We start from the raw sequence: 13,941 nt of genomic DNA on the forward strand, positions 1-13,941 counted from the left end.
GCCTTTTGAGACAGCCTCGTTTTATTATTCTTTAACTTCAATCGCTTTTACACTCCAAATACTCTTGGAAGCCAAAGAGTAATCTCAGGGAAAAGCATAATCAGGATCAAGGCCAAAACCATGGCAGCATAAAATGGCAACATGGGTTTTAAGATTTTTTGAATAGAAGTATTCGCTACGCCCACACCAATAAATAGAATAGATCCTACAGGCGGAGTACAAAGTCCAATACAAAGATTCAAAACCATCATAATTCCAAAATGCACAGGATCCACTCCCAAAGCAGTCACCACTGGCAAAAAGATAGGGGTAAATATCAAGACTGCCGGGGTCATGTCCATAAAGATCCCTACAAAGAGCAGCAGCAAATTGATCATAATCAAGATCACAAAGATATTATCACTGAGCCCCAATAATGCATTGGAGATATTTTGAGGGATTTCTTCACTGGACATCACCCATGACATGGCCATGGAAGTCGCAATCAGGAGCATTACCACTGCGGTGGTTTCCGCTGACTTAAGCAAAACTGCAGGAAGATCTTTAACCTTCAGCTCTCTGTAGATAAGCGACAATACCAGAGAATAAACTACTGCAATAGCAGAGGCTTCAGTAGCTGTAAATACTCCACCAATTATTCCCCCTATAACCACAATCAGCAAAAACAAACTAGGGACAGCGCTCCAGAAGGTTTTCAAAATGGTCTTTAAATTAGATCCCTCTCCTGCTGGAAGCTTGTGAATCTTCACCATAATAGCCGCCGTAATCATCAACAGCCCTCCCACCAGCAATCCCGGCAGATATCCGGCAACAAATAGTGCTGCCACTGATACACCTCCTGAAGCCAGGGAGTACACTATAAGTACATTAGAAGGAGGTATCACCAAACCAGTGGTGGAGGAGGTGATGTTTACCGCAGCTCCCAATTCCTTGGGATAGCCTTCTTTTTCCATTCTTTTACCCAAAATCCCCCCCATAGAAGAAGCCGCTGCTACTGCAGATCCAGCAATAGCTCCCATCAGCATGGCTGCAATGATATTTACGTGAAGTAAGCCCCCACGCATTCTTCCGGTCAGAGATTTGGCAAATTCTATCAATCGATTGGCGATACCACCTCTGTTCATTAACTCTCCCGCCAAAATAAAAAACGGAATAGCGAGCAGCGAAAAACTGTCTAACCCTGTACCCATACGCTGGGCAATGGTAGTAATAGCCGGCATAGTCTGCACGGTCACCATCAAGGTCAGCATAGCAGAAAGCCCCAGGCTCCAGGCCACCGGAACCCCTATACCTAAAAAGAACAAGAATGAAATCACTAATATCAATACGCTTAATACTTCCATTATACAGCGGGTTTAAGAGTTGCCAAAAATTTAATCGCGACGATTTGGTAGTAGATCACTAAAAGCCCACTGAATGGGATGATACCATAGATATATGCCAAAGGGATTTGTAATACGGCGGATTTTTGCTCTAAAATAAAAGTCAGGTAGACCAGGTTAGAACCACCAATCACCATAACCACAAGCGCAAAAACCATGACGCAGCAATTGATCAAAATCATCAGCTTATCCTGGGCTTTTTCATCCAATTTGGTGAGTAGAATATCTATGGCTAAGTGTTCATTTTTGCCAGCCACATAGGCTGCACCTAGCATTCCTACCCAAATAAGCATATAGCGGGAAAGTTCGTCAGTGAAAGAGCTAGGATCTTGAAATACATAGCGTGAAACGACCTGCCAGGTCACATTGAGCACCATAAGTGCCATCAAGAAAATCAGAAGATGTGCGATCCATCTATCCAGACTCAACTTGGATTGGGGTGAAAACATATCAAATACTTTGGGTTAATGGTTATTTTACTGCTCGAATTTCTTCTACAATCCTATAGATTTCAGGTTGCTGGGTCTTCAAGTCGGTGTACATAGATTCTACCGCAGCACGAAAAGGCTCCTTATCAGGATACGTGATGGTGACCCCGGCTTTTTCCAGTTCCCGCAATGATTCCGCTGTAGATTCCGCCCAGATTTTATACTCGTATGTAGCAGACTCATCTGCTGCTTCTTGTAACCACTGCTTCTCCTGCTCACTCAGACTTTCCCAAACTTTGGTACTCACGATCATCACATCCGGCAAGGCAGTATGTTCATCAATGCTATAAAACTTACAAACTTCATAGTGCTTGGAGGTGTAGAGACTTGGGGCGTTATTTTCAGCCCCATCTACTATCCCCTGCTGCAAAGCGGTATAAAGCTCACCAAATGAAACCGGGGTCGGCGATCCTCCCAAGCTTCTCACCATATTAGAAGCTGTATTACTTTCCATCACGCGGATTTTCAATCCAGCCAAATCTTCAGGCGTCTCCACTGGTTTATCTTTGGTATAAAAACTCCGCTTGCCGGAATCATAGTAGCAGAGCCCTCGAAGCAGGTATTTCTGCGGATCCAATAGTAGCTTTCGGCCTATTTCACCTTGTAGAACCTTCTTTTGGTGATCATCATCTCTAAAAAGATAAGGCATGCCAAAGACCTGCATGGTCGGGGCAAAGCCCTCCAGAGCGGCAGAAGAAACCTTAGTCATCCCTAAGCTACCGATCTGCAGCAGCTCCACCAGCTCTCGCTCGCTTCCCAATTGCTGATTGGGATAGATTTTCACGATCATCTCTCCTCCGGATTTTTCTTTTACTTTCTCTGCTAGAAAAAGCATGGCCTCATGCACCGGATGGGTTACACCTAGTCCATGGCCGAGTTTGATTATACGTTTAGAGCTAGTTCCTTGGCAAGAAGCCAGAAACATCAGAATCACTAGAAAATGAAAAAACTTTTTACAGTTATTTACCATGGGTCAATTGATAATTTTTGAAGCTAAAGACAAGTATAAACCTTTCTCGAATAAAATTCAGCCCCATCTACGGAATCGATTCGTTAAACCTAGTGCGGTTGCCCAATTTTTTGTTAAATTTATACTTTCCATAGCTGAGTAGTTTTTGTTTCCTGTTAACTTGGAAGTAATTACCACTTAGTTGAAGGTGAATATTAAATCTACTTAAGATCAAATTAGCGTTTAACAGATCCCCGAAAAGCCTCTCTTTCAAGGAGAATTATAATATCGAAGCGCCTTTCGTTTTTTAAAGTAAAATACGTACTTTGCGCAATCGATTGCGCAATATAATCAATAAATTCAATGAACCATAAAACATTACAGATTCATCCAAAGGACAATGTTTTAGTTGCCTTGCAAGACCTTTCCGCAGGAGAAATCATACCTTTTTCGGGCAAAGACATCACTTTGCTGAATGACATTCCCGCCAAGCACAAATTTGCAATTTCAGACCTGCCAAAGGATGAAAAAATCTACATGTACGGAGGTATAGTAGGCAAATCTCTTTTTGATATTCCTCAAGGTGGCGTGCTCAGCACACAAAACGTCATCCATGAAGCGGAAGATTTTGGCAAAAAAGCCACAGATTATCACTGGGATGCTCCGGACATCAGCAAATTCAAAGACAGAACCTTCAATGGATTTCATAGACCTGACGGCCAGGTAGGCACCGGCAACTACTGGCTGGTAGTGCCTATGGTCTTCTGCGAAAACAGAAATGTGGACATCATCAAAGATGCTTTTGTAGAGGAGCTTGGCTTTAGTAAACCCAATCCATTCAAAAAAATGGTGAAGGAAATGGCCGCCATGTACAAAAGCGGCAAGAAGGAATCCATTGAAACTGTAGCAGTAGAAACCCTGACTTCTAAGCCACAGGACAGGCTTTTCGAAAATATTGACGGAATTAAATTTCTCAACCACCAAGGAGGATGCGGAGGTATCAGACAGGATTCTGAGGCTCTTTGTACCCTGATAGCCGGCTATGTGAACAACCCCAACGTAGCTGGAGCGACCATACTGAGCCTGGGATGCCAAAATGCCCAGTCCTCTTACATGGAAGAAAAACTGGCTAAAATCAACCCGAACTTCAGCAAACCGCTGATCATTCTGGAGCAGCAAAAGGAAGGCACAGAGCAACAGTTACTTTCCCGCGCAATCAAAGAAACATTTGTAGGCATGGCAGAGGCCAATCTGGAAGTGCGAAAACCTGCCCCGCTTAGCAAACTGACCGTAGGTCTGGAATGCGGTGGTTCAGACGGCTTTTCTGGAATTTCCGCAAACCCATCCGTGGGCTATGCTGCAGACCTGCTGGTGGCTTTGGGAGGAAAAGCCATCTTATCCGAATTCCCTGAGCTTTGCGGCGTAGAGCAAGATCTCATCAATAGATGTGTGACGGATGAATCTGCGGAGAAATTCTCCAAACTCATGCGGGCCTATGCCGCTTCTGCCGAAGCTGTAGGCTCAGGCTTTGACATGAACCCATCACCGGGCAATATCAAAGACGGATTGATCACTGATGCGATGAAGTCTTCCGGCGCGGCCAAAAAAGGGGGCACCTCCCCGGTTACGGATGTGCTGGACTATGGAGAATATGTAAAAAACCCAGGGCTTAATTTGCTTTGTACTCCGGGAAATGATGTGGAGAGCACCACTGCAATGGCCGGTTCTGGAGCGAATATGATCCTGTTTACCACCGGACTGGGTACACCTACCGGCAATCCTATTGCACCGGTGATCAAAGTGTCTTCTAATCACAAGCTGGCTGAAAAAATGCCAGACATCATTGATATCAATACCGGATATGTGATCTCAGGTGAGAAAACCATTCAGGAAATGGGTGAAGAAATCCTGGATAAAGTAATCAAAATTGCCAGTGGAGAGGAGCAGTCCAAAGCTATGATCCTAGGCCAGGATGATTTCATTCCTTGGAAAAGAGGCGTATCCCTTTAACCTAAAGGTCAGCAAAAGGAAAAACTACCTGCTGCCCTAATTCCGAAGATTTATAAATGGCCCGGATCAGCTCCACTGATTTTCGGGCCGTTTTTGCATCTACCACCACAGCAGCGTCATGGTCCAGGCTCTTCAGAAATCTCTCCCACTGAGCCAGATGCAGCTTATGTCCTATAGCGCTGGGATCCGATGATCCGGATGCCGAAGCGGCAGCTGACAATTCAGCATTTTCCTCCCCCATCACATTCCAGGCGATCAGTTTGCCACCTTCTAAAATGGCAGAACCCTTACTCCCAAAAATCTCCAATCGCTCTGGATATCCAGGATAAAGTGATGTGGCGGCAGTGATATTTCCCAAAGCACCACTTTCGAAATTCACCAAAGCTGCCCCCAGGTCTTCCCCCTCGATCGGATAAAGTGCAGTCTGTACCTGCCCAAATACAGTCTTTACCTCTCCCATGGCATCCAAAAGCAAGTCTATGGTGTGTATGCCCTGATTGATCAGCGCACCGCCTCCGTCGCCTTCCAGCGTTCCTTTCCACTTGCTCGAACTGTAATACTCCGCATTTCTGAACCAATTGATATGTGCATTGCCCATGATCAACTTGCCAAAAACCCCGGAATCAATCCCCTGCTTTAGCTTCCGGTAATCATCAGAAAATCGGTTTTGGAAAATCACCGCGAGCTTTACCTGCGCATCCTCGCAGGCTCGGACCATTTCATCCACTCTAGAGAGGGTGATCTCAATAGGCTTTTCCACCATCACGTGTTTACCGGCTTTGGCAGCAGCCAAAGCTGGCTCTAGATGCAAACCACTAGGAGTACAGATGCAAACCACTTCCAGACCAGGGATTTCCAGGAATTCCTGCAAATGCACATAGACAGGCACGCCAAATTTCGCTTTGGATTCTTCGATTTTTTCTTTGCTGTGTATGCAAACTCCTACCAATTCCGCATTTTCGAGTTCGGAAATCACCTTGGCATGTGTAAGCGCAATGGATCCGCCCCCGACAATTCCTATTTTTCTCATGACTCTAGCTCTTTATTGATTTTGTCCCAGATTTCTGCATCTACTGGGATTCCATGTTCTGTGTTTATTCGTCTTGTCCTCAGCACTCCTTCGCCAGGATACCTCACTTCTTTTCCTTCAAAAACCGAGGAACTTTTGAGGTCATTTATAATCTCTTCCGCTTTAGCTTCCATCCATTCGTTTAACTCCAGTTTACTTGGATCAAAGCATAAAAACACCTGAGAAAGCCCAAATTCATCACCACTTTTATCAACTTCATGGGTAGCATCTCCACCTGACAAAATCGCCGCTAGCATATCCAAAACCAGCGAAAACCCAGCCCCTTTCCAAAGTCCCATCGGCAGTGCCAGTTCATTTTCTATGATTTCGGATGGGTTTTTCGTGAGACTGCCTGCTGAATCAAACCCTCCCTCGAACGGCAAGTCCTGCCCTTTATTTTTATACAGTGCCATTTTGCCGTAGGCAAATAAGGACATAGCCATATCCAAAACTACAGGATACTCAGCACGGGGAATCCCGATCACCAGTGGGTTATTTCCCAGCTTAGGTTCACTGCCTCCCCAAGCCGGCATATTGGCTTTGGTATTGGTAAAGCAAACCCCTATACATCCCGCTTCTACAGCTTGCCAGCCGAAGTTTCCACCACGCATCCAGTGATTGGTATGGGCAAGAGATACGCATCCTATCCCGAATTCACCTGCCAGCGAAATTGCTCTCTCCATGGCAAACTTAGCGTTGAGATTTCCTGGCCCATAATTCCCATCCCAGCGCTCAAACATGCTGATTTTGCTTTGAATAGATGGTGTTTTTTCAGGTTTCACATGCCCCCTTTTGATAAACTCCAGAAAAAGAGGAAAGCGGTTGACTCCATGAGACCGAACACCATCCAGGTCGGTTTTTGCGAAAAGTGCCGCACATTGACGCGCTCTTTCTTCGGTAAATCCGTATTTCAGCAAAACCCTAAAAAGCGTGGCCTTCAGTTCTTCAAAGGGAATTTTCAAATCATTCATGGCTTTGGAAAAGTTCTTAAAACTGGGAGTCTTCTAAGTTAAAGCCTATGGTGGGATTTCCATGAGCAAATCAACATTTCTAGCCTTTTATCTCAGCAGACTATTCAGATAGACTTCCACATTCGTGTAGGTTTTAGCCAAGGTGTATTCTTTAGAATCTGAAGGATCTTTGGGGTTCAAATTCATTGCCACTTCCCACTGGTCTGGCATTCCATCCCTATCCGTATCGAGAGAAACCTCTCCCTTTGGCAAAACAGGCCAACCGCCCACTTGAGTTTGTGAATCGATGATTCCTTCACTTCCAAACTGGTTTTGACCAATTTCCACCTCCTTGACGATCCGTAGGTCGACCTCATCTCGAAAAGCACTGGCTCCTACCCTGTTCAATACAGCCTTGAAAGCCTCATAGGCTGTCATGGTTACTGCATTAGCAAAATCAAACTCCTTTGCCGCTTCTACCAGGTTTGGATCCACTCCTTGAATTCCCAGGGAATTGTCTTCCGTCACTTGATCGGATCCTTCCATCACATTGCCGGAGACATAAAAACTGGCATAAGGTTCGTAAGGTTCTACTATTCTATCCCGATTAGATTTAGTCGCCGGGCCAGGCTTGAAGTAATTGTTCACAATATTGTACTGTCCCTCTTCCCCTGCGTAAGCACTATTTCCTTTCCAATTATAGATTACATTGTTTCGGAAATCCACCCATTCCCTAGCAGGTTCCTTATGGTATCGGGCTCCGTTGAACCTGGGGTTTCTGCTATTATGATCGGCTAGAAGGTTATATAGAAATGAAGCTTTTTTGCCTCCCCATATGCCTCCATACCCATGTTCACCTTTCTCGTGCACGGATTTGTTTAGACTTTCAGATAAAATCGACCACTGTAGGGTGAAATTCTCATTGTCATAAAAAGACCCGCATTCGTCAGTAGCCCAACTCAGGGAGCAATGGTCAATAATGATGTCCTTATTCCGTATTGAGCTCATCGCATCATCCTGAACTTTGCTGAGGTCGCCTAGTCGACTACGTATGTAGCGAATGATGATATTATCCGCTTTGATCTTGATCGGGTAACCTTGCAGGGTGATACCGCCACCCGGTGCACTTTGCCCGGCTATGGTCAAATCACCATGGTTGATATCCAAACTGGATTTCAATATAATGTTTCCAGCTACTTCAAAAACTATGATTCTAGGCTCCTTCTTTTGGATCCCATCACGAAGGGAGCCCGGACCGTCATCATTGAGGTTCGTAACTATATATATTTCCCCTCCCCGACCACCTGTGGTGTACTTACCAAACCCCTCTGCAAAGGGAAAAGCCAAAGGTTTCTCTTCATCTGGTAAGCCCACCTCCTGCGCAGCACATGAGTTATACACCAACCAAATCAGCACTAGTACATAGGGTAGTTTCATGTGTTTATAATTTGTTTTTTAATTGTCACATGGAATCTCGCAGCGTTTATAACCATGCTAGTGTGTGTCGCTTCCGACATGCTCGATTTCATATTTTTTCAATTATCATTCTTTATCCTTTGACATGGGAAATGAAAGAGCCTGTCACAGACCAAAGGGAAATCTGGAGATCCTTAAATCATCGGAACGGCTCTTTTACAAAGTTGAAGGCAGATCCCCCATGGATCGCGCAGCATCACCAAATGCGAGCCATCCGGCAATACATCATCACTGACCGCTGAGGCTCCGGCTGCTATCAATCGCTCTTTATCAGCAGCAGGATCTTCAGAAACCAAAGCCAAGTGAACTGCCAGGGGATGTAAGGATTCAAAATCCAAGGTTTCACCTTTGGGATTGGAATAAAGCTCTAGCATCACACTACCACTGTCATCAGCCAAAAAAGTCATATAAGGTGCCTCGGCCATTTTCTTTTTAACACTCAGTCCTAAGTGCTCCTCATACCAGAGTGAAGTGGCTTTTGCATTGGGCACATTGACGGCAAAATGTTCGAATTTCATAAATTTTAATTTTTGATGGGAAAGTTTTTGATCAGGCTATTTAAATAAATCTCCAGATAAGAGTAAGGTGTACCGGATTTAATTTTAGCAGCATCAGTAGAATCCTGAGGATCTAGGGAATTTTCATTTTCCCAAGAATCCGGAATCCCATCCAGATCACTATCTGTGACAGGTTCCCCTTCTGCCAATACCGGCCATCCACCTACGTCAGCCTGAGAATCTATGATGCCATGGGTGCTACCTAAGGAGCCCTCGAAGGAGTAACTGTTTTCCTCCAGATTTTTAATGATACGCAGATCCACTTCATCTCTCAGCCTGGAGCTTCCCGCGTGTTCCAGGACCAAAGCCAACGCCTCCTCCGCAGTATGCGTGTGCACATTGTCCAAAATATCATGCGGCTGGGTTAGCCTGAGGGCAGCGATTTCAGCTTCTGGCACTACGCCGTAGCTGGAATGAAACTGGTTGAGTACTCCATACTTCCAATTATCCGAACTGGTCTGTATGCTTCCCTCCACCACATTGCCGTCAATGAAAAACTTACCCCATATATCAAAAACCTCAGTTCCTGAATTCTTATTTTTATCAATAGAAACTATTCGATTTCGCTTGCTGCCGGTCGGCGTAGCCGGCCCCGGCTTGTAGTAGTTGTTGACGAGGTTTACGTTCATTGCCTCCCCTCCATAAGTGCTATTGGAACCCCAATTGTAAATCACATTATTCCTGACATCTACCTTGTCCGTCAGGGCAAAGGCTTTTCCAGCTTCTTCGCCAAGTCTTGGATTTCTACTATCGTGATGCGCTAGTAGATTATGGTGAAAGCTCGCATTTTTCCCACCCCAAATACCTCCATATCCGTGCGATCCTTTTTCATGAACAGAGTTTTTCAGGCTTTCAGAAATGATGCACCATTGCAAAGTGGTATTTTCATTGGCATAAAAAGTCGCGGTCTCATCTGTGGACCAGCTCATCGAGCAATGATCGATAATAATGTCCTTTTGAAATCTGGCCTCCAAAGCGTCTCCCTGCTGTTTTGCTTCGTCTCCCATCCTAAAACGCAGGTAGCGGATAATGACATTGCTGGCATTAATCACCACCGGAAAATCCCGTATGGTAATTCCTCCTCCCGGAGCACTCTGACCTGCAATGGTCAAATCCCCGAAATTAATCAGCAGCCTGGACCTTAACTGAATGGTACCGGCTACATTAAATACGATGGTTCTTTTGCCGCTTTGACTGACTGCATGTCTCAAAGTACCTACCGAGCCATCATCTGTCAGTTTTGTAACATAATAGACCTTGCCTCCACGTCCTCCGGTGGCAAACTGTCCAAAACCCTCCGCACCCGGAAAAGCATACACCGGGCCTTCATAGGCTGGGATATTTTCCGCTATAGGATCCTCAGAACCATCAATCACCGGATCGATTTCGGAATTTGAACAAGAAATAATGCATCCCAGCACTAGGGTAACTATTAGCGTCAGCAGTTTAGTTTTTAGCATAGTAAAGTAATAAGTCAAGAAAAAGGTGTGACAAATGCCACACCCTTTTAATCAACAATAGTAACCCAATTATCTATCTATTTAATTATAACACTACTCTCCAGCGCTGCGCACCGGTATCGAACCTACCTGCGAATCCATTGTCCTTGAAGTTGAAATCATTGGTATCTGGATTTACCCATAGATCAGCCTGTCCACCGGAGTAATTTCCGATAGGAAAACCTGGGATCTCACCGTCGGAGAAGCTAAAGTCCCCTGTACTATAGTTATTCACAATGTTGAAAGTTGTATTTTCCAGTCCCTCCATTCCTCTGATGGCATAGTTTTCTGATTCACTTTCGTCCCATCCATGCCCGAAGATGCTGTTGGTAATGGAAATGCCATTTTTGACATCGTTATTCCCATCGCCACCTCTGTATCTAAAGATCCTATTGCCACTTTTGATGAAATTCCCGAAAGTACAGGAGTCGATAATGATAGATATGGAATTGTTTCTTGAGGTAATTCCATTTTGAATCTTGTTGAAAGTGGAATTTTCCAGCAAAATATTATCCACATGAGCAGTCATTTCTTCTTCACTAGGATTGGTGTCGGTGGTCAAAATCCCATAGCTTCCTACACTATCTACGAGGGTATTTCGGATTACGAAATTTTCCAGCGCTACCGTGCCTCGTATTCTGAAAATCCCTCTTACAGTTCCTATTTCGCAGTTGTCAAATAGAACCTCTCTTACATTCACACCTTCTGTATTTGGGTTGAATACATAATCGCCAGAGTAATCTTCTCCCCGGATTTCTAAGTCTATAAATCGGATATGATCGATCTGCGCACCTTCTGCGATATTCCAGTTACCGGTGGTGTACAGCTTTGCTTTTTGCTCTCCAAAACCGTATGCAGCCTGAATGGTAATTGATTTATCCAATGGTTCATCAGGCAAATCGTAGGTCACCCCTCTTTTCACCAGGATCAGATCTCCGTCAGCCGCTGCGAGAACAGCATCAGCCACCGCCGAAGGACTTTCATTGTCCCGGATATCTATGACACCAGGGGCAGTGGGATCTATGTCAGGCGTTTTGGTGGTGTAATTTACCCATCCCCGAAGCGCATCCTCACTGTAAATAGCAATCTGATATTCTGTCTCAGGATCTAATCCTTCCACGATTACCTCGGCGTTTTCCTGTTCTTCGCTACTGACTATTTGCTCATCAAATAGCGGACTGTTTAATTGTAAGTCATCTGCAGCGAAAACTTTCACTCCGGTAACCGCTGCTCCTGCTTTGGTCCAGGTCACTCTAGCTGCCACATCAGTGACATCATATCTCTCTGGGGTATTCAGAATGGTGGGGAAACGCTGTGTTCTAACATTTCCCAAATCCGCCGCCTTGCTATCATACATGGGGTCGGATGCATGAGCTGTTGACCTCACTTGATAAAGCGTATTCCAAAAAAGCTCCTCCCCGATAAGGGATTTATTGATCTCTACATAAGCGGTGTCGGTCTCAATCACATATTCCACGGTATTGAAAGTATCGCGACTGACCTCCAAGGTATAGGAAACGGCACTTTTCATTTTACCCATATCCACCACTATGGTGTTGCCAATGGAATAAAGATCCTCGTTCAACACAGGCCGAAACAACCTGGTTTGCTCAAACATCTCCTCCTCTTCCTTACAGGCCGTGACTGCCACCACTGTCAAAAGCAGCATGAAAAGTGAAGCCCTGATATTTATATTTAGAATTTTCATCGTTGAATTTTTATTTGTTTCCACCTACTTAAAACCCATAACCGTCGTTAGCCAACACGCCCTGGCTATTATTGATAGCCGTGGAAGGAATAGGGAATATGTACCTAACTACTCCCGGATTTGGTCCATTGATGTAGTTTGCCCAATCCTTGGTGATCCATTCTTCATACTGTAGTGTCTCATTGTGCATACTCAGTAGAAATGGTACCTGATTCCAGGTATCATCTGGTGGAGCTACGACTTTAGTATTAGGATTAAGGATTACAAACTGTCCTGATTCATTCACTTTCCAGTACATGTAGTCAGGAAGATCGCCGGTTCCATTGAATGCATCATCCGCCATTTGCTTTAGCCCCTCTACGGTCTCTTCCATTTTTTCAGAATAATTGCCCCAACGGATCAGCTCGTACTTCCTGATCATCTCTCCGCCAAACTCCCAAGCTCTCTCATCCACAATTGCCTCAAAGAATGCCTCTTTGCTAGCTGAGACTTCAGCCACATAGGCATCGACTTTTTCTGACCAAAGATTATCCGCAAATGCCCTTCTTCTGACTCTTTTCAAAGCTTCCTGCGCATCTGCGGTGGGGCCATTCAGTTCATTCTCTGCTTCCGCAAACATCAAGAGCACGTCTGAATAGCGCATCATTGGCCAGTTGATACCCGTTCCTTTGGCTGAAGAAGATCCAGGAGGGTTTTCCAGAAAATGTCTACTCCACTTGCCCTGAGCGATATTGGTGCGGTTATTCACAAACTCCTTCTCAAAGTTCGAATTGATTTTGTACAGCGCACAGGTCACATCCCTTCTGGTGTCCAAAGTGTCAAATGAAAAATAATAGGTAGGAGGAATCGCCATGTAGTTGTTTCCGGATCCAAAGCTGTGTGCGGCAGTAGGCCCACCCTCTACGGTAATACCAATATTCCAGGCCACATCTCCATTCCCAAGAGCAAAAGGCACCTCAAAAAGCACATCTGCATTCACCGGAGAGATAAACTTTGACTGGTTCAAAAACACCTGACGGTAATCTGAAGGAAGCTCTCTGTCCTTCAGCTGCATTAGCTTCTGAGTGTAGTTTTTAGCGATAAGATAATATTCCAGGTAATCCCCCTCTCTCACCTGAGAAAGGTCAGGCTTGATATAATAACCTCCGCGTTGCAGGGCTATTCTTGCGATCATGCCCAAGGTATACTCCCGGGTAACCTGCTCTATTCCAAATGGAGTTTCATCAGCCCACATCATATTAGCTTCCACCTCGATCATTTCGGTGATCACGCCTGATAGAATCACATTTCTATCCTCTTTAGGAAGGTTAAATTCATTCCCAGCTTTGGGTGCATCGGTGATGTAGGGCACATCACCAAAATAATAGACCAAAATGCTATACCAGTAAGCCTTTAATGTCACTGCCTCTCCCAGCAAATGATTCATGGTGCGCGCTTCTACTGGATCTGTAGATTCCAGTTTTCCACTGGCTTTCAGTCCTTCTATGGCAATGTTTGCATCTCTTATCGCCCGGTAGGCATACGTCCAGACTATCTCCAGATCACGGTTGGTTTCCTGTGCATTCAGGTCCCAAATCTGGTATCTATCTCCTGAGCTGGTCCAGCCACTCTGATGTTCTATGTCGGTATTTCCAGCCATGTTATTTGACAGCCTAGACCGGAAAGCATCCTGTCCAAAATGTGAATAAACCGCGTTGACGCCCTTTCTGGCATCGTCCACATTAGAATAAATGTAATTGGTATCAAATGTGGAAATTGATTCTGGATCTAGGAAATCGCTGCAGGAGAAACTCAGCCCGGCGATTGCCGCTAGTATTATATTTTTGATTTTCATCTGTTTATAATTCAAGTCT

11 protein-coding genes are annotated in these 13,941 nt (G+C 44.9%); 1 reads left to right on the forward strand and 10 read right to left on the reverse strand.

The features are described from left to right. Positions 1–47 precede the first annotated feature (47 nt). Genes PBT90_RS14050 through PBT90_RS14060 form a run of 3 tightly spaced genes read right to left on the reverse strand, consistent with a single transcriptional unit; the run spans position 48 to position 2,840 of the window. Complete coding sequence (locus PBT90_RS14050) at positions 48–1,343, reverse strand: TRAP transporter large permease (RefSeq protein ID WP_264811224.1); 1,296 nt, start codon at positions 1,341–1,343, stop codon at positions 48–50. After that, positions 1,343–1,831 carry a TRAP transporter small permease gene (locus tag PBT90_RS14055; RefSeq protein WP_264811225.1) on the reverse strand — a complete coding sequence of 163 codons (489 nt, stop codon included), beginning with the start codon at positions 1,829–1,831 and terminating at the stop codon, positions 1,343–1,345. Before PBT90_RS14055 ends, PBT90_RS14050 begins: the two co-directional genes overlap by 1 nt. 22 nt (positions 1,832–1,853) lie before the next feature. Next, positions 1,854–2,840 (reverse strand): TRAP transporter substrate-binding protein, encoded by a 987-nt coding sequence (locus tag PBT90_RS14060; protein ID WP_396127644.1) that lies wholly within the window; start codon positions 2,838–2,840, stop codon positions 1,854–1,856. A 342-nt stretch (positions 2,841–3,182) separates the two neighbouring features. Here PBT90_RS14060 and PBT90_RS14065 point away from each other — a divergent pair, with 342 nt between their 5' ends. Beyond that, on the forward strand, positions 3,183–4,829 hold the full coding sequence (locus PBT90_RS14065) for a UxaA family hydrolase (protein ID WP_264811226.1): 1,647 nt from the start codon (positions 3,183–3,185) through the stop codon (positions 4,827–4,829). Position 4,830: 1 nt separating this feature from the next. Here PBT90_RS14065 and PBT90_RS14070 read toward each other — a convergent pair whose 3' ends face one another. The 7 genes from PBT90_RS14070 to PBT90_RS14100 all read right to left on the reverse strand — a co-directional run bounded on the left by PBT90_RS14070 (position 4,831) and on the right by PBT90_RS14100 (position 13,922). Further along, a complete protein-coding gene (locus PBT90_RS14070) occupies positions 4,831–5,859 on the reverse strand; it encodes a Gfo/Idh/MocA family protein (protein WP_264811227.1) in 1,029 nt (342 codons plus the stop codon). Next, complete coding sequence (yiaK, locus tag PBT90_RS14075) at positions 5,856–6,869, reverse strand: 3-dehydro-L-gulonate 2-dehydrogenase (protein WP_264811228.1); 1,014 nt, start codon at positions 6,867–6,869, stop codon at positions 5,856–5,858. Before yiaK ends, PBT90_RS14070 begins: the two co-directional genes overlap by 4 nt. An 87-nt stretch (positions 6,870–6,956) precedes the next feature. Next, positions 6,957–8,285, reverse strand: a complete 1,329-nt coding sequence (locus PBT90_RS14080) for a pectate lyase family protein (RefSeq protein ID WP_264811229.1) — start codon at positions 8,283–8,285, stop codon at positions 6,957–6,959. Between the two features lie 173 nt (positions 8,286–8,458). Then, positions 8,459–8,842 (reverse strand): VOC family protein, encoded by a 384-nt coding sequence (locus tag PBT90_RS14085; protein ID WP_264811230.1) that lies wholly within the window; start codon positions 8,840–8,842, stop codon positions 8,459–8,461. Between the two features lie 5 nt (positions 8,843–8,847). Beyond that, positions 8,848–10,341 carry a pectate lyase family protein gene (locus PBT90_RS14090; RefSeq protein ID WP_264811231.1) on the reverse strand — a complete coding sequence of 498 codons (1,494 nt, stop codon included), beginning with the start codon at positions 10,339–10,341 and terminating at the stop codon, positions 8,848–8,850. An 85-nt stretch (positions 10,342–10,426) separates the two neighbouring features. Then, complete coding sequence (locus PBT90_RS14095; protein ID WP_264811232.1) at positions 10,427–12,088, reverse strand: DUF4957 domain-containing protein; 1,662 nt, start codon at positions 12,086–12,088, stop codon at positions 10,427–10,429. Positions 12,089–12,116: 28 nt separating this feature from the next. Continuing rightward, a complete protein-coding gene (locus tag PBT90_RS14100) occupies positions 12,117–13,922 on the reverse strand; it encodes a RagB/SusD family nutrient uptake outer membrane protein (protein WP_264811233.1) in 1,806 nt (601 codons plus the stop codon). Positions 13,923–13,941 lie beyond the last annotated feature (19 nt).

Origin of the sequence: Algoriphagus sp. TR-M9, assembly GCF_027594545.1 — a bacterium.
Classification (GTDB): Bacteria; Bacteroidota; Bacteroidia; order Cytophagales; family Cyclobacteriaceae; genus Algoriphagus; species Algoriphagus halophytocola.

Bases quoted from the DNA above. Each gene is read 5' to 3' on its own strand.
- PBT90_RS14050 (WP_264811224.1), bottom strand. From the start codon at position 1,343: ATGGAAGTATTAAGCGTATTGATATTAGTGATTTCATTCTTGTTCTTT.
- PBT90_RS14055 (WP_264811225.1), bottom strand. From the start codon at position 1,831: ATGTTTTCACCCCAATCCAAGTTGAGTCTGGATAGATGGATCGCACAT.
- PBT90_RS14060 (WP_396127644.1), bottom strand. From the start codon at position 2,840: ATGGTAAATAACTGTAAAAAGTTTTTTCATTTTCTAGTGATTCTGATG.
- PBT90_RS14065 (WP_264811226.1), top strand. From the start codon at position 3,183: ATGAACCATAAAACATTACAGATTCATCCAAAGGACAATGTTTTAGTT.
- PBT90_RS14070 (WP_264811227.1), bottom strand. From the start codon at position 5,859: ATGAGAAAAATAGGAATTGTCGGGGGCGGATCCATTGCGCTTACACAT.
- yiaK (WP_264811228.1), bottom strand. From the start codon at position 6,869: ATGAATGATTTGAAAATTCCCTTTGAAGAACTGAAGGCCACGCTTTTT.
- PBT90_RS14080 (WP_264811229.1), bottom strand. From the start codon at position 8,285: ATGAAACTACCCTATGTACTAGTGCTGATTTGGTTGGTGTATAACTCA.
- PBT90_RS14085 (WP_264811230.1), bottom strand. From the start codon at position 8,842: ATGAAATTCGAACATTTTGCCGTCAATGTGCCCAATGCAAAAGCCACT.
- PBT90_RS14090 (WP_264811231.1), bottom strand. From the start codon at position 10,341: ATGCTAAAAACTAAACTGCTGACGCTAATAGTTACCCTAGTGCTGGGA.
- PBT90_RS14095 (WP_264811232.1), bottom strand. From the start codon at position 12,088: ATGAAAATTCTAAATATAAATATCAGGGCTTCACTTTTCATGCTGCTT.
- PBT90_RS14100 (WP_264811233.1), bottom strand. From the start codon at position 13,922: ATGAAAATCAAAAATATAATACTAGCGGCAATCGCCGGGCTGAGTTTC.